The organism is Phaeovulum veldkampii DSM 11550, from assembly GCF_003034995.1.
Lineage (GTDB): Bacteria > Pseudomonadota > Alphaproteobacteria > Rhodobacterales > Rhodobacteraceae > Phaeovulum > Phaeovulum veldkampii.
This window is the reverse complement of sequence record NZ_PZKF01000029.1, coordinates 18,805-34,898: the sequence shown is the minus strand read 5'-3', so window position 1 is coordinate 34,898 and position 16,094 is coordinate 18,805. Positions and strand designations below refer to the sequence as shown.

Annotated in this window: 23 protein-coding genes; 19 read left to right on the top strand and 4 right to left on the bottom strand. The window is 61.0% G+C overall.

Annotated elements, in window-relative coordinates:
* Position 1: 1 nt before the first annotated feature.
* The gene (locus tag C5F46_RS12090) at positions 2-676 is read right to left on the bottom strand and encodes an XRE family transcriptional regulator (RefSeq protein ID WP_107325600.1); all 675 of its coding nucleotides are present in this window, start codon (positions 674-676) and stop codon (positions 2-4) included.
* Positions 677-755: 79 nt separating this feature from the next.
* Here C5F46_RS12090 and C5F46_RS12085 point away from each other — a divergent pair, with 79 nt between their 5' ends.
* The 16 genes from C5F46_RS12085 to C5F46_RS12010 all read left to right on the top strand — a co-directional run bounded on the left by C5F46_RS12085 (position 756) and on the right by C5F46_RS12010 (position 11,969).
* Positions 756-1,451: a hypothetical protein gene (locus tag C5F46_RS12085; protein ID WP_107325599.1), complete on the top strand. Its 696-nt coding sequence runs from the start codon at positions 756-758 to the stop codon at positions 1,449-1,451.
* 277 nt (positions 1,452-1,728) lie between these two features.
* Positions 1,729-1,953 carry a helix-turn-helix transcriptional regulator gene (locus C5F46_RS12080; protein WP_181317750.1) on the top strand — a complete coding sequence of 75 codons (225 nt, stop codon included), beginning with the start codon at positions 1,729-1,731 and terminating at the stop codon, positions 1,951-1,953.
* Positions 1,950-2,279, top strand: coding sequence for a hypothetical protein (locus tag C5F46_RS12075; protein WP_107325598.1), 330 nt, complete (start codon positions 1,950-1,952; stop codon positions 2,277-2,279). Before C5F46_RS12080 ends, C5F46_RS12075 begins: the two co-directional genes overlap by 4 nt.
* Before the next feature lie 24 nt (positions 2,280-2,303).
* Complete coding sequence (locus tag C5F46_RS12070) at positions 2,304-2,789, top strand: hypothetical protein (protein ID WP_107325597.1); 486 nt, start codon at positions 2,304-2,306, stop codon at positions 2,787-2,789.
* Entirely contained in the window at positions 2,786-3,634 is an 849-nt protein-coding gene (locus C5F46_RS12065; RefSeq protein ID WP_107325596.1) for an ATP-binding protein, read from the top strand. Before C5F46_RS12070 ends, C5F46_RS12065 begins: the two co-directional genes overlap by 4 nt.
* A 4-nt stretch (positions 3,635-3,638) precedes the next feature.
* Positions 3,639-4,367 carry a hypothetical protein gene (locus C5F46_RS12060; RefSeq protein WP_107325595.1) on the top strand — a complete coding sequence of 243 codons (729 nt, stop codon included), beginning with the start codon at positions 3,639-3,641 and terminating at the stop codon, positions 4,365-4,367.
* A complete protein-coding gene (locus C5F46_RS12055) occupies positions 4,364-4,597 on the top strand; it encodes a hypothetical protein (RefSeq protein WP_107325594.1) in 234 nt (77 codons plus the stop codon). The genes C5F46_RS12060 and C5F46_RS12055 overlap by 4 nt, the downstream gene beginning before the upstream one ends.
* A gap of 164 nt (positions 4,598-4,761) precedes the next feature.
* A complete protein-coding gene (locus C5F46_RS12050) occupies positions 4,762-4,962 on the top strand; it encodes a DUF6511 domain-containing protein (RefSeq protein WP_233486385.1) in 201 nt (66 codons plus the stop codon).
* Between the two features lie 10 nt (positions 4,963-4,972).
* The gene (locus C5F46_RS12045) at positions 4,973-5,746 is read left to right on the top strand and encodes a hypothetical protein (protein ID WP_235820163.1); all 774 of its coding nucleotides are present in this window, start codon (positions 4,973-4,975) and stop codon (positions 5,744-5,746) included.
* Entirely contained in the window at positions 5,743-7,026 is a 1,284-nt protein-coding gene (locus C5F46_RS12040; protein ID WP_107325591.1) for an ATP-dependent DNA helicase, read from the top strand. The genes C5F46_RS12045 and C5F46_RS12040 overlap by 4 nt, the downstream gene beginning before the upstream one ends.
* 9 nt (positions 7,027-7,035) lie before the next feature.
* Positions 7,036-9,978 (top strand): DUF7146 domain-containing protein, encoded by a 2,943-nt coding sequence (locus C5F46_RS12035; protein ID WP_107325590.1) that lies wholly within the window; start codon positions 7,036-7,038, stop codon positions 9,976-9,978.
* Between the two features lie 106 nt (positions 9,979-10,084).
* Complete coding sequence (locus C5F46_RS12030; RefSeq protein ID WP_201161519.1) at positions 10,085-10,621, top strand: crossover junction endodeoxyribonuclease RuvC; 537 nt, start codon at positions 10,085-10,087, stop codon at positions 10,619-10,621.
* Positions 10,621-10,830: a hypothetical protein gene (locus C5F46_RS12025; RefSeq protein WP_456238442.1), complete on the top strand. Its 210-nt coding sequence runs from the start codon at positions 10,621-10,623 to the stop codon at positions 10,828-10,830. The genes C5F46_RS12030 and C5F46_RS12025 overlap by 1 nt, the downstream gene beginning before the upstream one ends.
* Positions 10,820-11,245 carry a DUF6362 family protein gene (locus C5F46_RS12020; RefSeq protein WP_235820162.1) on the top strand — a complete coding sequence of 142 codons (426 nt, stop codon included), beginning with the start codon at positions 10,820-10,822 and terminating at the stop codon, positions 11,243-11,245. Before C5F46_RS12025 ends, C5F46_RS12020 begins: the two co-directional genes overlap by 11 nt.
* Before the next feature lie 92 nt (positions 11,246-11,337).
* Positions 11,338-11,562 (top strand): AbrB/MazE/SpoVT family DNA-binding domain-containing protein, encoded by a 225-nt coding sequence (locus tag C5F46_RS12015; RefSeq protein ID WP_093321644.1) that lies wholly within the window; start codon positions 11,338-11,340, stop codon positions 11,560-11,562.
* Complete coding sequence (locus C5F46_RS12010; RefSeq protein ID WP_107325589.1) at positions 11,559-11,969, top strand: type II toxin-antitoxin system death-on-curing family toxin; 411 nt, start codon at positions 11,559-11,561, stop codon at positions 11,967-11,969. Before C5F46_RS12015 ends, C5F46_RS12010 begins: the two co-directional genes overlap by 4 nt.
* 23 nt (positions 11,970-11,992) lie before the next feature.
* On the opposite strand, the gene C5F46_RS12005 is transcribed toward C5F46_RS12010, so the two are convergent.
* Together C5F46_RS12005 and C5F46_RS12000 are read right to left on the bottom strand one after the other, a co-directional pair.
* Positions 11,993-12,406, bottom strand: coding sequence for a type II toxin-antitoxin system VapC family toxin (locus C5F46_RS12005; protein WP_107325588.1), 414 nt, complete (start codon positions 12,404-12,406; stop codon positions 11,993-11,995).
* Positions 12,403-12,684, bottom strand: coding sequence for a hypothetical protein (locus C5F46_RS12000; RefSeq protein ID WP_133618558.1), 282 nt, complete (start codon positions 12,682-12,684; stop codon positions 12,403-12,405). The genes C5F46_RS12005 and C5F46_RS12000 overlap by 4 nt, the downstream gene beginning before the upstream one ends.
* Before the next feature lie 188 nt (positions 12,685-12,872).
* On the opposite strand from C5F46_RS12000, the gene C5F46_RS11995 reads away from it, so the two are divergent.
* From C5F46_RS11995 to C5F46_RS11985, 3 genes are all read left to right on the top strand, one after another.
* The gene (locus C5F46_RS11995; protein ID WP_107325586.1) at positions 12,873-13,406 is read left to right on the top strand and encodes a hypothetical protein; all 534 of its coding nucleotides are present in this window, start codon (positions 12,873-12,875) and stop codon (positions 13,404-13,406) included.
* A 469-nt stretch (positions 13,407-13,875) separates the two neighbouring features.
* A complete protein-coding gene (locus C5F46_RS11990) occupies positions 13,876-15,189 on the top strand; it encodes a site-specific DNA-methyltransferase (protein WP_107325585.1) in 1,314 nt (437 codons plus the stop codon).
* 13 nt (positions 15,190-15,202) lie between these two features.
* Positions 15,203-15,718 (top strand): VanZ family protein, encoded by a 516-nt coding sequence (locus C5F46_RS11985; RefSeq protein WP_146160230.1) that lies wholly within the window; start codon positions 15,203-15,205, stop codon positions 15,716-15,718.
* 24 nt (positions 15,719-15,742) lie between these two features.
* On the opposite strand, the gene C5F46_RS16675 is transcribed toward C5F46_RS11985, so the two are convergent.
* A complete protein-coding gene (locus C5F46_RS16675; protein WP_107325583.1) occupies positions 15,743-16,012 on the bottom strand; it encodes a DUF3489 domain-containing protein in 270 nt (89 codons plus the stop codon).
* Between the last annotated feature and the right edge of the window lie 82 nt (positions 16,013-16,094).

The window sequence follows — 16,094 nt, the reverse complement described above, 5'->3', positions numbered from 1 at the left end:
CTTAAACCCGACGACCGTACCAGCGAATCCGGCCAACAATGTTGACCTCATCGAGAAGGCATTCATAGGGCGAGTAGTTGGGGTTGTCGGAGGTGACGCGAATGCGCGGCGGTTCGCTGGACGGAATGTGCTCAATCCGCTTGGCCATCAGCCCCATGCCATCGTGCAATACGAAAAGCCCTGGCGGATAGGGCGACTTGCGCCCCATATCGACCAGGATCGTATCGCCATCATTCAGTGTGGGCACCATGCTGTCCCCAGTGACACGGAGGATCCTAAGATTTTTCGGGTTGGCCTCTAACTCATCTTCAATCCAGGACAGCCGGAAATGATAGAGCTTGCTGGCCTGTTCATCCTCGCCATGCACGATTGTGCCGCCACCCGCTGAGGCCTTCGCCTTGACGCCAGAAATGCCGACGAAGGTCGTGTCTGGAGAATAGATTTTGGGGGCTTCACCCTCTATCGTTCCATCACCGTCGATCAGCCAGTCAACATCGACCTTCAAGACCTCTGCAACCTTCTGCAGCTTGGCACGGCTCGGCCGCACGGACTTGCCGCGGATGATGTCGTAGATGAAGGAACGGTTCAGGCCTGAGGCCTCGGCCACCGCTGCAGGCGTCATGTCGAGCTGAAACGCGCGAGCCTTCAGTCGCTGTGCGATGTTCGTGACGATCATGGTTATCCCCAGTCAGTTGTGGACTAAGTTGGATATCTATTCTGTTGAAAATGGACAGTCAAATAGATAAGAACAATGCATGAACAAGAAGGGGGTGCTGCCAGTGTTGATTCCACGAGACTATTTCACCCTACAGGAGGTTCTGGCGGACTGGGGCATCTCCGAGTCGGAGCTGGGCTACGTTGTGGAGATGGGCCAGCTGACCCTGTCGGTCCGCGTCTATGGCTCCTTTGTGGTCGCCGATCGGAAGGATCGGCCTGGCCGGTGCAATCCTGATTTCGAGGGCGTTGTGGATCTAGAGCGACGTGACGCCATGCGCGTGTTGCGAAAGCAGGCCTGTTCTGTGCCGTCCTTTGTACAAAACGGCGGCATGGTGACATCCTCGGAGGGCAGCACAGATTGGGTGGTCTACCGTGATGCGCTTCTTGTGCGCGCCGCAGAGCGCGAGCATTTTGAAGCGACGATCATGGCCGCAGACGCCCCCCATGCCAATGATTATGATCGGTTTTTGTCGTTTGACCTGAATGGACAGCACTACCTTTTTACAGACATGCAGGCGCGAGCTTTGAACTATTTGTTCATCTGCGCCATCACGGGTGACCCGGAGCAGCGCGGCGCTCAGATCTTGGCGGCGGCAGGGTCGACCTCATTGAAACTCAGCTATTTGTTTTCCAGCCGGAAGGGGTGGCGCGACATCGTGCATCCCGTCGCAAAGCGCCGGGGGTATTACATGCTCGAACCCGCCTTGGTGGTGACGATGCGCGTGGGCCCCTGATGCCGAACCTCACGCTGAACAGGCCCGCTTCACGCGGGCTTTTTTGTGTCCAGCGCTCATCGTGATTCGATTTTGTCGCTCATTGTGTAGCCCCCTTCGGTCGGTGTTCGGTCGGAGCTTTGTCGGTGATTGGTTGGTGTTGGGTTGGAGCTCCGACCGAAAATTTATCGGGCATTGATTTTCCAACAAAAATTAATTTCTTCCACCGACCATTCGTGCCACGACCTCCAACCCAAGGGTTTGGCAAGTTGCCCTCATCAACTCGATGAGGACCGCCATGGAACAAGATCACACCCTATTGAGCACGAAGCTCTTGTCCCGGCGCTGGAATATTGCGCCGCGCACCTTGGAACGTTGGCGCGCCGAAGGTCGTGGCCCGCAATTCGTTCGGATTGGTCGGCATGTGCGCTATCGCCAAATTGATATCCAGGCCTTTGAGGCCAAGCATATCGAGACCGCTGGACCAGCGCCGACCCTGACTGTTGTCGAGTGCGCCGCATGATCGCGCATCTCTCAACCAGTGCACCCATAGTTTCGGAAATCACGTTGATGGCGTGGGTTGATGTTGCCGAGCCCGGCGCGCGCCTTGTCTATCACCGAGGATTTCTCGTGGTCGACACGACGCCCGATGTCTCGACGCTCGGCAAACCCGCGCTCGAGGATCTGCGCGCCACGGCAAACGCAGCGTACCGGCTTTCTGAGCTCGGCCGCATACACCTTGTTCAGGAACGCCTTGGCCCGGACCGGTTCGCTTATCTCGCCATCGCCCGCCCGCACAAGGGCACCGTTCCATCCGCTTCAGTGAAGCAGCTGGCGGCAGCTGCCTGAACCATCCCCCGAAAAGGAGCCCCAATGACTTATCCCGAAAACACCCCGAGCGTGGACGACATGCTCAACATGTCGACTGGCGATCTGGCTCAGATGCCGGTGGAGTTGCTGGCCGCTCTTCAAGGCGAGCTTGATCACGCGAGCAAACAACTGAAGGCCGCGACCGCCCGGTTCAGCGCCGCCCTTGAGGTGCGCTACGCCACCCGTGCTGCCGAGGCCCGCCGCGCCTGCGGCAAGGATACGGGCACGGTGCGTCTGGTCGACGGGGACTACACCGTGGTGGCCGATCTGCCGAAGCGCGTCGACTGGGACCAGGAAAAGCTGGCACAGATCGCTCGAAACATCGCTAACAGCGGCGAGGACCCGGCCGAGTTTATCGACACCAAGCTGACTGTCTCGGAGCGCAAATATGGCGCGCTGCCGGAGGCCTGGCGCAAGGGCTTTGAGCCTGCGCGCACGGTGAAGGTGGGCGCGCTTAAGGTCACTCTTGCGAGAGGAGACGCAGCATGAGCCTTCGCATCCTATCCGCCGATGAGCGCCTCGCCGAGGCGCAGGGCAAGACCACCGTGGCGCTGTTTGGTCCAAGCGGCCACGGCAAGACAACGTTGGTAAAGACGCTGCCGGCTGCGCAAACTGTCTGCATCGATCTCGAAGCTGGGCTGAAATCGGTTCAGGATTGGCGCGGCGACAGCTTGCCAATCCGTCGCTTTGCCGATGCCGTCGACATTGCCTGCCTGATTGGCGGAGCAAACCCTGCAGCGCAGCCCGATGAGCACTTTTCCGAGGCCCATTATGCGCATCTGCGCGGGCAGCACCCCGAACTTGCAGCGCGTCTGGATGCAAAAAGCATCGTCTTTGTAGACAGCATCACAGATCTGACCCGTCAGGCGATGGCCTGGGCCAAGACCCGGCCGGAGGCGCTGTCGGACCGCACGGGCAAGCCGGATACACGGGGCGCCTACGGCCTTTTGGCCCGTGAAGTCATAGGGCTCCTGAAGCACCTGCAGCATGCACCAGGTAAAACAGTGATTTTCGTCGGCATCCTCGAACGGCTGACCGATGAGATGAACCGCACCATCTGGCAGCCACAAATGGAAGGCGGCAAGGCCGCGCGCGAGCTGCCCGGCATCGTCGATCAGGTGATGACGCTGAGCCTGTTCAGCCGGGAAGAAGCGCCCGACGGAGGTGTCACATGGCGCCATGATCCGGACAAGGGCCAGGAGCGCCGCCTTGTCTGCCGTTCCGGCAATCCCTGGGGCCTGCCGGCCAAGGACCGTTCTGGCCGCCTCGACATGACCGAGCCGCCTGACCTGGGCGCGCTTCTCTCCAAAATCAATCAACCCCTGAAAGGATAATCCGATGACCTTTGACATGAACGATGTGGCGCCGCAGCAATCCGGCGACCTGATCCCTGACGGCACCTTCGCCAAGGTGACCATGTCCATCCGTAAAGGTGGCGTGGACGGAATTAGCGAGGTGGATCGTGGCCTCCTCAAACCCTCGAACCAGCCCGGAAGCGATGTGCGGATGGTGGATGCGGAGTTCACGGTGGCCGAAGGGCCATTTGCTCGGCGGAAGTTCTGGCAGAATTTCACCGTGCAGGGCGGCAAGCTCGACGAGCAGGGTCAGTCTGTCGGCTGGAAAATCTCGAAAAGCCAATTTCGGGCGATGATCGACAGCGCCCTTGGGCTGAACCCGGAGGATATGAGCGAGGCGGCCAAGGCCAAACGCGTGCTGCGCGGCCTCGCTGATCTCGATGGCATCACCTTCGTGGCCAAGATCCAGGTCGAGCCCAACCGGAACCCGGCCTACAAGGACGCCAACAAGCTCGACCATGTGGTCCTGCCCACCGCACCGGAATGGCAAAAGGTCATGGCAGGGGAACAGGTTACGGCACAGCCGTCAAACCGTCCGCGCCCTGCAGCTGCGGCGCCAGCATCTGCAGCGCCAGCTTGGGGACAATCGCAGCCTGCCAGCAGCGCTTCGACCCCTGCATGGTCCACCGGGTCATCTCAACTCAGCGGTCAGTCGGCGGCACCTGCTGAAGCAGCCAAACCCGCTGGTGGCCCTGCCTGGTTGAACCCGTGAGCCCGGATGACTGGCAGGCGCATGTCACCACCGAGGCGGCCCTTGCCATGGGGCATTGGTTGGAAGCGCGGGGGCGGCTCGACCGCCCCATCGCCAGCCTCTCGCGAAAGGATCTCGAATGCATGGCGTCAAACGCGATCAGCCGCTTCATCGTGCTGGCCTCGGAACGCAGGACACGAGGACCCGATCCAGAGGAACGCGCAGCACTCGACCTGCTGCTCATGGGGTAAGCCGCGCAAGTCTGGCTCGCCGCATGCCCTGCGCTCTTTGCGGGAGGGAAGCCCGGGGCTTCGGCTACTGCCATCAGCTGCAATGGGACCGCAATCCCCATCACCGATTTTGTTCGATGGCCTGCCTCACCGTGGGCAGCGCCATCGCCCGGAGGAATTTTGGAATGATTGACAAGACCGACATGGAAATCCGCGCGATCCGCGAGGCGCGGCGCGATCTGGCCGAGGCGCTGACGGAGATGGGGCTGATGAATGCCTTCTTCGACCGTTCGGCTGAGGACATCGATCGGCTGATCGAGGCCTGCGTGGACGGGTTTCAGGGGGCGATGCAGCGCCAGTCTGATGCCGGCGAAATACCGTTTTGAGGAATTGAGAATGCTCGACCTAAACCACCACTCTGGCTTCGTTTACGGGCGCGGCAGTACTGATCCAATGCCGCTTGGGGCAAGGATCAATGCCCATATCGACAGCGCTCTTGTGGCCGAACGCGATACCCAACGTCCCCGCGACTATCTTGGTGCCAGCCGCATCGGTGAGCCTTGTGCGCGGCGACTGGTTTATGAATTCACCAAAATACCGGTTGATCCTGGCAAGGAATTTGCTGGGCAGACTTTGCGTATATTCGAGGCCGGCCACGTTTTCGAGGATTTGGCCATCCGCTGGCTGAGAGCGGCCGGCTTTGATCTACGCACAGAAAAGCGCGGCGGTGGCCAATTTGGCTTCGAGACCGCGGGCGGGCGCATCCGTGGTCATGTCGACGGGGTCATCGTTGGTGGCCCCAACGTTGAAATTTCCTGGCCCGCGCTCTGGGAGCACAAGGCGCTCAAAGCCTCGAGCTGGAACGACACGGCCAAGAAAGGCGTGCGGGTCTCGAAACCGGTCTATTTCGCGCAGATGCAGATCTACATGGCCTATATGGGCCTCGATGTCGCGCTGTTCACCGCGCTGAACAAGGATACTTGCGAGCTTTACCACGAGTATGTGCCGCTTGACGCCGCCGAGGCGCAGGCGCTGTCGGACAAGGCCGTGGACGTGTTGCGTGCGGCAGATGCGGGCGAATTGCTGTCCCGCATTGCTGCGCACGCCGATTTCTACCTCTGCCGTTTCTGCCCCTTCAGTGCGCGTTGCTGGTCGGAGGAACGTCCATGAGCATCACCGTTTCTGAGGCGCAAGCAAAAGCGATCCGGGGCATTCGCGATTGGTTTCTGCATCGCACGCATAAACAGCAGGTTTTTCGGACGTTCGGCTATGCAGGGACTGGCAAAACCACGATTACATCGATGGCAATTGACGCGCTTGGGCTCCAGCCTATGACGCCGGGCGGTCTCGGTGGTGTTCTTTTTGCCGCCTTTACCGGCAAAGCCGTGCACGTCATGACGCAAAAGGGAACGCCCGCACAAACGATTCACAGCCTGATTTATCGCTTATCGGAGGCCACGCCCGAAGAGATTGCTCGCACAACGGAAGAGTTGGCTGCTCTGGAACGCGACCTACCCAGAATGGGTGTTGGTGAGCGTGGGTTTGCGCAGGCGCAGATTGCGCAGCTGAAACAGCGGCTCGATCATATCCATGAACTGCGGTTTGTGTTGAACTCACAATCGGCGCTCCGTGACGCTGATCTCCTCGTCCTCGATGAAGTGTCGATGGTCGGCGAAGACATGGCACATGATCTTCTGTCCTTTGGTAAACCCATCCTGGTGCTCGGTGACCCAGGCCAACTCGCACCCGTTCGAGGAACTGGGTTTTTTACACAAGCTGTACCAGACGTCATGCTGACTGAAATCCATCGGCAGGCAGCGGATAGTCCGATCTTGCGGCTCGCGACCATGGCCCGCCACGGCCAGGAAATTCCCTTCGGAGCTTTCGACGACCAGGTCTGGAAGATGTCGCGTCATGCGGTTTGTCCTGCCCAGATGTTGCAGGGCGAACAGGTCATTTGTGGAACGCACGCAACGCGGCGTCACTTGAACTCCGCCATGAAGACGGCAGCTGGTTTCACCGCTGACTACCCGAGCGGAGCTGGCGAAAAGATCATCTGCCTGCGCAATCGTCACGATCTCGGGTTGATCAATGGCATGTTCCTAACCCTGTCTGATGTGCAGGGGCATCCGCACACTGACCGGGCTTTCCAAGCAAATGTTCAAACGGATGATGGCCTGTTTGTCCCTGGCGTTCAGGAGTTTTGGCGCGGTGAATTTGATGATCACGTTCGCTTCGATCCGGATCGGCAACGCCGCGAAGCAATTGCATGTCGTCGGCTGATCCAATCCAGCTGGGGTTACGCGATCACCTGCCACAAAGCGCAAGGGTCACAATGGTCCAATGTCGTCGTTTTTGACGACGGCTTTGGTCGCACCCCCGATGACAGAAAACGCTGGCTCTACACCGCAATAACTCGGGCTGAGCACGGCCTTCTTCTCTTGGCGTAGGAGGCCTAAATGAGCGCAGTGGTCATCGACCTTAACGACGTCGTCCCAAACCATGGCGAAACGCAACGCTACGATCTTGACCTTATTGTCCAGCGTCTGCGCGAAACCGCTGAGACTTGGGTGCCGCCTTTGTTTCCGAACGGCAAACGTGTCGGTGATGAATGGCGGCTGGCGAATATTCGCGGCGAGGCCCCGCGCAACACCGGCTCCTGTGTCATCGCCCTGCGCGGTCCGCATGCCGGCGACTGGATCGATTTTGATGGGAATGCAGGTGGCGGGCCGATCAGCACGATCGAAGAAGGGACAGGTCTGACTGGGCGTGATCTGATCGTTGAGGCCGCCGATACAGCGGGCGTTTTGCCAGGGGCCCCCTCTCGTCAGGCACCCGTATCCAAACCGGCGCCGAAACGTGATGTTGCACAGGACATTGCCCACATTCTGTCGCGCGCGATGCCCATCAGGGAAACGCCTGGCGCGCAGTACCTGCAAGGGCGTGGTTTGGAGTTGCCGACGGACAGCGACCTCCTGTTCCATGGTGATCTGACCCATTGGGAAACCAAGACGGGCTATGCTGCCTTGCTGGGCCAAGTGCGGGATCGCAGCGGCGAGGTCATCGGCCTCCATCGCACCTACCTCGTTACGGAAGGGAACGAGGTGCGCAAAGCCCCGATTGCCAAGCCCAAGATGATGCTGGGCCGCATTGCAGGCGGCGCCGTTCGGTTGGCATCGATCGGTAAAGATGGTCGCCTCGCACTCTGCGAAGGCATCGAAACGGGCCTTGCGGTGATGACGGCCTGCCAAGACCTGCCGGTCTGGGCCACGCTCTCCACCTCAGGGCTTGAACAGGTGGAATTGCCGCCGGCGGCTCAGCGCGTGCTGATCCTCGCCGATCATGATGCATCGGGCGCCGGGTTGCGCGCGGCTGAGGCGAGTGCTCGCCGCCTACGCGCTCAGGGCCGCGATGTCGCCATCGCAATCCCGCCTGAGGAGGGCGAGGACTTCAACGATATGTTGTTGCGGGCGGGAGCATCATCCATTGCACAGTTGATCTCGGCCACTGAACAGGAGGTCGATGCCGACGCCCTGCTGCAAATTGGCCAGCACCGGCCGCTGAATTACCAAGGCAGCGGCAATGATATCCCCGTCCTGCGCGCTGATGAGGGCGATCTTGGCCGTGCCGTGGCGCAGGTCTGGAGCGTGGTCATGGCCTCGAACCGAACACCCTGGGTGTTCCGCTTCGCAGGCCAACCCACCTGGGTGGTACCCGATGACGAAGGCCGTCCTGTCGCTACGATCCTGAATGAAGAGCGTCTGCGCCACATGCTGGCGCGACTGGCCCGGTGGGTACGCGAAAACGCCAAGGGAGATTTGCTGCCCGCGCCGCCGCCGGTGGCAACAGTGAAATCGGTGCTTGCCACGCCCGATCCCGCGCTGCCGGTGCTGACGGGCATCGTGAATACGCCTGTCTTCGGACGCAGCGGCACGCTGATCACGGCGCCTGGCTATCATCCTGATGCGCGGCTGCTCTACGTCCCGGCACCGGGCTTCACCGTGCCAGATATCCCGAAGCGCCCCACAGAGGCGGAGATTACTGCGGCCCGCGAGCTGATCTGCGACGACCTCTTCGGCGACTTCCCCTTCACCGGGGAGGCGGAGCGCGCCCACGTGGTGGCGCTGCTGCTGCTTGGCTTCCTGCGCGGCATGGTCGACGGGCCCACGCCGCTGCATCTGATCGAAAAGCCCACGCCTGGCACTGGGGCCACGCTGATGGTTGACGCCGTGGCCACGATCCTGACCGGCACCGGGGCCAGCGTCATGACCGAGGGACGAGACGACGAGGAATGGCGTAAGCGCGTCACCGCAAAGCTGCGCCAGATCCCCTCCATCATCCTGATCGATAACCTGCGGGCCAAACTCGATAGCTCGGCCGTTGCCGCGGCGCTCACTGCACCCTTTTGGGAGGATCGCGTTCTTGGGCAGTCCGAGATGACCCGGCTGCCGATCCGCTGTCTGTGGATCGCCACGGGCAACAACCCCGAGTTTTCGAACGAGATGGCCCGCCGCCTTGTGCGCATCCGGCTCGATGCAAACGTCGAGCGCCCCTGGCAGCGTGCAGGCTTCCGCCATCCTGACCTCATGGTCTGGATCCGTGCCAACCGTGCGCGCATCGTGGCGGCCTGCCTGACGCTCTGCCAGGCCTGGATTGCCGCAGGTAAGCCGCGTGGCACCAAGACCATCGGCTCCTATGAAAACTGGGCGCAGGTGATCGGGGGCGTGCTGGAGACGGCCGGCATCCCGGGGTTTCTGACCAACCTCGAGGACATGATGGCTGCCTCCGATAGCGAGGGCGCGGGCTGGAGCGCCTTCATCGCCGCCTGGTGGGATCGGTTTGGGACGGCACCGGTCGGGTCTGCGGACTTGTTCGATGTTGCAATAGCCTGTGACCCGACACCGCCCATGAGCGGCAATAACCATCACGCTCAGAAAACGGCTTTCGGCATGTCGATTTCGCGCATGCGGGATCGGGTGTTCCGGCTCGAAACACGCGCCGTTCGGGTCCGGAAAGCTGGCGTCTTGCACAAAACGATACGGTGGCAACTCGAGCTCTGTGATGTTGAGTCGCCGTCAAATGCAGCTAATCAACCTGAGGTTGGGGGGCCTTTGCCCTCAGGTGGGGGCCTCGAAAAGGAAGGCCCCCACAGGCAACATGCTGAAAACAATAACAAATGGGGGCCTTGGGGGGCTTGGGGGCCTATTTCGACCCCTTCGCACACGCGCATGCGCGCGCACGCGCACGACCGGGATGACCCGGAAAAAGGCCCCCAAGGCCCCCAAGCCCCCCAAAGCGATGAAAAAACAGAGGCTTACGGATGGGGGCCTAGGTGGGGACTTCAAAATGAAGGCCCCCCAAGGCCCCCACCCCCCGATTGGCTGAAGGATCTCGACCCATGAGGCCACCAGCATTCCAATTCAATCCGACGACGGCGGCCCGCACCGCCAAGCACATGACCGCCGTCGTCTACCACCCCGAGCAGTCCACCAGAAAAGGAGACCACCCATGGCTGACCTGACTCTCGCCAGCGCCGATGTCGGCGCAACCCCGAAAATGCCGATGTCGGCAGAACCCGCGCGCACGATCCTTGCCCTTGATCTCGGCACCACAACCGGCTGGGCTATCCGTGGCTTTGATGGGCTGATCACCAGTGGAACCGTCAGCTTCAAGCCAGGCCGCTACGATGGTGGCGGTATGCGCTACCTGCGTTTCACCAACTGGCTTTCTGAGATCGATCGCCTGTCCGGTCCGGTCGAAGCAATCTACTTTGAAGAAGTGCGCCGGCACGCAGGCACGGACGCAGCCCACGTTTATGGGGGCCTCATGGCCACGCTGGAGACCTGGGCGGAGCTGCGGGGTGTGCCATACCAGGGCGTGCCGGTTGGTACCATCAAGCGCCACGCCACCGGTCACGGCAATGCGAACAAGCAGGCCATGATCGACGCCGCCCACAAGCGCGGCTTTAGCCCCACCGATGACAATGAGGCGGATGCCATCGCCATTTTGCTGTGGGCAATCGAAACGCAGGGAGGGCTGGCCTGATGGGTATGCGCTTCACTCCCAAGGGTTATGGCGGCAATCGCCGTGACCCTGATCAAGTCAAGCGCGATGGCTGGCATGAGCAGCACATGCTTGCGGTCTCGCTCGACGATCATCGGCTCACCTGGCCGGAACGCGAACTGGTTCGCCAGCTGGGCGAGAAACTTTATGGCAAGCTGCCAGCCCTAAGGGAGGTGCGTCATGGCCGATGAATGGACACGGGCAATGGTGGCCGACCGGCTGGACCTTGCGGCAGACGTCATGCGGTCCATGCCGCCGGTCCGCCCACAGGGTTACGTCAGCGCTTGGCCGGAATACGTCTCAACCTTCGCCGACCAAGTCGAGCAGGAGCCACGGATGAAAAAACCGCTGCCATCGCCACGGATGATCACGCAGGCCGATGAGGCGATGCTCTGGCTGCGGTGGGTGGACAAGGACATCGGCGAAATCCTCTGGGCGCGGGCCAACCGCGACGCCTGGAAGAAAATCAGCTGGCACCACGGCATCAGCCGTTCTGCCGCCAACCGACGGCACGAGTATGGGCTGGCCGTGATCGTCTGGAAGCTCAACGGCCGGACCGTGCCGCGCAAGCGGTCGATGGAGTACGTCATTGAGCAGACGGTTTGATGCTGGGCGCCGTGCTGGGCTGGTGCGGCGCCTGACCTTGCATCTATGGCCCAAATTCTGTATATACCGATGTATTCACGAGGAGGTCTGCCATGTTCGAAACCCGCATCCGCAAAGTCGGCAACTCAGCCGTGGTTACGCTGTCGGCTGAGATGCTGGCGGCCCTTGATGCCCGCGAAGGGGACACGGTCTACTTGGTGCGTGGCGACGATGGCAGCCTGAAGATCACGCTTCAGAACCCTGAGTTGGCCGCAGCTCTCGCTGCAGCGCAAATCGTCATGGACGAAAACCGTGACATGCTGCAGGCGCTTGCGTGAGCGAGCCGGTGTGGGTGCCGTTGCAGGCGGTTCTGATCATCCATGATCGCCAAATCGCGCGCCACGGCGGTGCGTCAGGCATGCGCGACATCCAGCTTCTCGAGGCCGCGATGGAGCGTCCCCGCAACAAGGCGGCCTATGGCGAGCCGAGCCTTGAGGAAATTGCTGCGGCATATTCATTTGGGATCGCGAAGGCGCATGCCTTTGTCGACGGCAACAAGCGGACGGCCTTTGTGACTTCTGCCACGTTTCTGCGCCTGAATGGCTTTGGCTTGCGTCCGGATCCTCTCGACGGCGTCAGGGCGATGGAAGACTTGGCCTCTGGCTTGATGTCCGAGGAAACCTTTGCGGCTTGGCTTGGCGGGCTGAAGTTCGCTATTGGCGCCCGCAGCGAGACGCCGACATAGCGTGGTGATGGCGTCGTGCTTCCTCAGTCTTCGAAAGGATTCAGGATGTCGACGCCAACGCCCTGAACATCCGCTCCGTTGCGGGTGACAAAGATGAGACCATTGGCTCTCGCGGTGGCGGCAAGTAGAGCATCGATGACAGGCAGCGGTCGAATAGCATTCATCCGTCCCCATTCATCGGCAACTTGCGCATCTACATGCAGAACGCGGTCGCCAAATCCGGAGATAACTTCTTCCAACCACGCTTCCAAAGCTTTTGCTTTTTGCGGGTCGCGGCGCCTTGCAAGTTCGATGCCCCTCCGAATTTCGCCGAGAACGAGCGCGCTGGTCCAGAGTTCATCCTCGTCCACCTTTGCCCACCAGGCGGCAACCGCCGGGTCGCATCGGTCGCCTTTGCGCAGCTCGGAGATGACGTTGGTGTCGATCAGGTAACTCACAAATCAATCTCACGACCGAAATCGCTTGGACGATCAAGCTCGATACCCTCCAAGGGCGCAGATGCAAGAAGCGCCTTGAAGCTTTTGGAAGGCGAACGTGTGATCTTTTGGCGCAAGATTGCGCGGGTTGCGTCGTGGCGCGCTGGATCGCCAAGTGCGTTGGCAATCTCTCGCACCAAGCTGGCATCTTCTTTGCGCACTTGGACCTCGACCCGAACGAAGCCAAGTGCCGCTTGGCGCTTACGCCATTGGGTCGTGTTGGACTGACTTGTGCTCATGATCGCTCCTATTTCCGGCAATATTACCGGAAAGCCTTGGCCAGCGCAATCGGGTTGTCTTGAAGTCTGTCAACCCCTTTCGCTACAGCGGGACACTTTTCAGCGGGACATCGGAAGGCGAGACAGATAAATTTTCCAGGGCTATAAAAACGATATACTCGGTGTCGTGCGCGTGGGAGGCAGGGTCCGTGAATGTCATCATCCGCGATCTCGATCAGACCCGCATTCACTTCGAAGCCGCCGTGGCCCGACTGGGTGAACAGGCGGCAACCCGCGCCTTCAATCGTGCGCTGAACAGCGAGGGCAACAAGGTCCGCACCCAGGTGCGCCGTGCCCTGCGGCAACAAACAGGTGCGAAGGCCGCGCTCATCAATCGTGAGACACGCTCGATCCGATCGACGTTCTCTAACCTGACCTACACGATCGAGGCCCGCGGCGACTATCTGGGCCTGTCGCATTTCAGCCCACGGCAGTTTGCCTACGGCGTGCGCGCCAAGCCCTGGGGCCGCTGGCAGAGGTTTGACAGTGCCTTCCTCGTCGGGTCGCTGGCGGGCAACGCCTTCGTGCGCGAGGGGAGTGCCCGGCTGCCGATACGGAAAATGTTCGGGCCGGCCATCCCGAAGGAGATGGTGCAGGACGCGACACGTGATGCGTTCGAGGCTGCGCAACCCGATGTGCTGGCCGAGGCCACGCGTCAAATTGAGCAGCTTTTGGACGTGTGACGGCCAAGCGGGACAAAAAAGGTGAGTCTTTCCAATGGCAACAAGAAAAGAAAACAGCGGGACATTTATTTGTTGGACTGCGAGTCTTGGCCGCGATAAAACACTTGCAAGGGCCAAATCAGCGTGCTGACGGGCCACGGGAGAGACAGGCAGGGGACCCCTTGGGTCCCTTCCTAGAGAAAGTCCGATGCGGGGCCGCCGCCTCCCGATATTTGAGCGTTTTTTCTCGTTTCAAAAACCCATTTCGCTTCGTTTCAAAGAGGGCCCACCTCAATGAAATCAGGGGCTTAGGTCCCGAATTGGCGAAATGCACCCTCCTGAAATCCACTTCGTTTCGCGCATGTTTCGCCAACTGAAACCGCGCCAAACCCCAATAAAACAAGGGTGTTTCGCTTCCTGCGAAACGAAATGACCCCCTGCGGTTCGTTTCGGTTCAGCGAGGCTTGGACCCGTGCCCGACAGGTATCTGATGACAGCCCAATCCAAAATCACCCCGCAGGCCTGGCCTGCGGCGCAGGTCGAGATGTGGCAGGTGGCCGACTTGGTCCCCTACGCCAAAAACGCGCGGCAACACCCGCCAGAGCAGATCGAGCAGATCGCGGCGTCGATGGAGCGGTTTGGCTTCACGATCCCGATGCTGGTGGCCGAGGACGGGACGATCATCGCAGGCCACGGCCGGTTGATGGCCGCCGCGCAGCTGGGGCTGGCCGAGGTGCCGGTGATGGTTGCCCGTGGCTGGTCCGAGGAGGACCGGCGGCTTTACACACTCGCCGACAACCGCCTGGCGGAAATTGCCGAGTGGGACCCCGAGATGCTGCGCATCGAGATCGGGGAGCTGCGGGAAGATTTCGGCATCGAGGACATGTCGCTGATTGGCTTTAGCGCAGAGGACCTTGCGGAAATCCTGCCCGACGCGCTGATCGACACCACGGGCGGCCTGACGGACCCCGACGATGTGCCGGAGGTGCCCGAGGCCCCGGTCACACGCCCCGGCGATGTCTGGGTCATGGGCAAGCACCGGCTGCTTTGTGGCGACAGCACGGTTTCTACCGACGTGCAGAAGGTGCTGGGTGATGTGAAAGCCGATCTGTGCTTTTGCGATCCGCCCTACAATGTGGACTACGCCGGCGGCGTCGGCGCCGAAAAGGCCGGAAAGGGGCGGCGGATCAAGAACGACGCCTTGGGCGATGGTTTTGGGCAGTTCCTCTACGATGCCTGCGTGCTGATCAACGCGCATACCGACGGCGCGGTCTACATCTGCATGTCGTCCAGCGAGTTGCAGACGCTACAGGCGGCGTTCAAATCCGCCGGCGGCCATTGGTCGACCTTCATCATCTGGGCGAAGGACAGGTTCACGCTGGGCCGCGCTGATTACCAGCGGCAGTACGAGCCGATCCTCTACGGCTGGCCTGAAGGCGTGAAGCGCCACTGGTGTGGCGATCGTGATCAGGGCGATGTCTGGAACATCGAGCGGCCCCACAAGAATGACCTGCATCCCACGATGAAGCCGGTGTCTTTGGTCGAAAGGGCAATCCGGAATTCAAGTCGCAAGGGTGATCTGGTGTTCGATCCCTTCGGGGGCAGCGGCACGACACTGATCGCGGCGGAAAAGGCCGGGCGCCACGCGTCCTTGATCGAGCTCGACCCGAAATACGTCGATGTGATCGTCCGCCGCTGGCAGGAGTTCACCGGTGAAACCGCGGTGCTGGAAAGCAGCGGCCAGAGTTTTGATGATCTGAACTCCGGCGAGCCAGTGCCGGTTGACGCCGAAACTGGGGCCTGAAGAGGCTACGCCATTGACACTCCATGCAAATACCGCGCTGATGGGCGTTCACCCAGAGGAGCGATTTGTGGCGCAAAGGCAGAAGAAACTGAGACGGATGGCGATCGGCAGCGCGGTGACAATCGTTCTGGCGGTGATCATCGCTGTGCTCACCCTGGCGCCGATGCCTTCTGGCGGTCCTGCAGGGTCTGACAAGCTGTACCATATTTTGGCATTTGCCTGTCTCGCGTTCCCGCTGCCGCTCGTGCGGCCGCGGCTGGCACTCTGGGTTGTGCTGGGCGTCATAGCTTACGGCGGTGCAATTGAAGCGATCCAACCCGTCTTTGGCAGGCAGGCCGAGTGGGCTGACCTTTTGGCGGACGGGATTGGCGCCATCTTGGGGGCCGTTGTTGCGCGCCACCTGGGGCTTCGGCTTCGCAGGTCCGGTGGATTGAACGACAAGGATGACCCAATGACCGCGGCATGGCTCGCAGAGGATGCCGCACTTACGGGCGACGGTTTGACGCTATCGCGTTCGAGGTCGAAATAACCTGTGTGAGCGAAGCGGCGTCGATCAAGATAATCGATAGACCCGCCCACGCTGATCCTCTTTTTCTGACGTGATGGTCAGACCGAGCTTTTTCTTCAGCGCACCAGACATGGCGCCTCGTACGGTGTGACCCAACCATTGTGTGGCCTCGGCCAGTTCCTCGATGGTGGCGCCTTCGGGCCGCGACAACATGTCGATCATGATCTGCTGCTTGGTGACACGAGGGGCCTTGGGGGCCGGGGCGTCTTGATCTTCGGGTGTTTTGGGGTGCGTGGTCTTTGCGGCCTTGGCCATGGTCTTCTCCGGCAGTTGGGCGCGGCAGCATGCGACGCCTTCTACTGCCGAAAGCCCGCCACGCGGGCGGGCAGATCGGGTC

What these genes read in the sequence shown, in the direction of transcription:
- C5F46_RS12030 (WP_201161519.1), top strand. Translation starts at nt 10,085, where the DNA reads ATGGCTGACCTGACTCTCGCCAGCGCCGATGTCGGCGCAACCCCGAAA.
- C5F46_RS12075 (WP_107325598.1), top strand. Translation starts at nt 1,950, where the DNA reads ATGATCGCGCATCTCTCAACCAGTGCACCCATAGTTTCGGAAATCACG.
- C5F46_RS12065 (WP_107325596.1), top strand. Translation starts at nt 2,786, where the DNA reads ATGAGCCTTCGCATCCTATCCGCCGATGAGCGCCTCGCCGAGGCGCAG.
- C5F46_RS12045 (WP_235820163.1), top strand. Translation starts at nt 4,973, where the DNA reads ATGCTCGACCTAAACCACCACTCTGGCTTCGTTTACGGGCGCGGCAGT.
- C5F46_RS12090 (WP_107325600.1), bottom strand. Translation starts at nt 676, where the DNA reads ATGATCGTCACGAACATCGCACAGCGACTGAAGGCTCGCGCGTTTCAG.
- C5F46_RS11990 (WP_107325585.1), top strand. Translation starts at nt 13,876, where the DNA reads ATGACAGCCCAATCCAAAATCACCCCGCAGGCCTGGCCTGCGGCGCAG.
- C5F46_RS12085 (WP_107325599.1), top strand. Translation starts at nt 756, where the DNA reads ATGAACAAGAAGGGGGTGCTGCCAGTGTTGATTCCACGAGACTATTTC.
- C5F46_RS12025 (WP_456238442.1), top strand. Translation starts at nt 10,621, where the DNA reads ATGGGTATGCGCTTCACTCCCAAGGGTTATGGCGGCAATCGCCGTGAC.
- C5F46_RS12015 (WP_093321644.1), top strand. Translation starts at nt 11,338, where the DNA reads ATGTTCGAAACCCGCATCCGCAAAGTCGGCAACTCAGCCGTGGTTACG.
- C5F46_RS16675 (WP_107325583.1), bottom strand. Translation starts at nt 16,012, where the DNA reads ATGGCCAAGGCCGCAAAGACCACGCACCCCAAAACACCCGAAGATCAA.
- C5F46_RS12050 (WP_233486385.1), top strand. Translation starts at nt 4,762, where the DNA reads ATGATTGACAAGACCGACATGGAAATCCGCGCGATCCGCGAGGCGCGG.
- C5F46_RS12020 (WP_235820162.1), top strand. Translation starts at nt 10,820, where the DNA reads ATGGCCGATGAATGGACACGGGCAATGGTGGCCGACCGGCTGGACCTT.
- C5F46_RS12000 (WP_133618558.1), bottom strand. Translation starts at nt 12,684, where the DNA reads ATGAGCACAAGTCAGTCCAACACGACCCAATGGCGTAAGCGCCAAGCG.
- C5F46_RS12070 (WP_107325597.1), top strand. Translation starts at nt 2,304, where the DNA reads ATGACTTATCCCGAAAACACCCCGAGCGTGGACGACATGCTCAACATG.
- C5F46_RS12040 (WP_107325591.1), top strand. Translation starts at nt 5,743, where the DNA reads ATGAGCATCACCGTTTCTGAGGCGCAAGCAAAAGCGATCCGGGGCATT.
- C5F46_RS12035 (WP_107325590.1), top strand. Translation starts at nt 7,036, where the DNA reads ATGAGCGCAGTGGTCATCGACCTTAACGACGTCGTCCCAAACCATGGC.
- C5F46_RS12060 (WP_107325595.1), top strand. Translation starts at nt 3,639, where the DNA reads ATGACCTTTGACATGAACGATGTGGCGCCGCAGCAATCCGGCGACCTG.
- C5F46_RS12080 (WP_181317750.1), top strand. Translation starts at nt 1,729, where the DNA reads ATGGAACAAGATCACACCCTATTGAGCACGAAGCTCTTGTCCCGGCGC.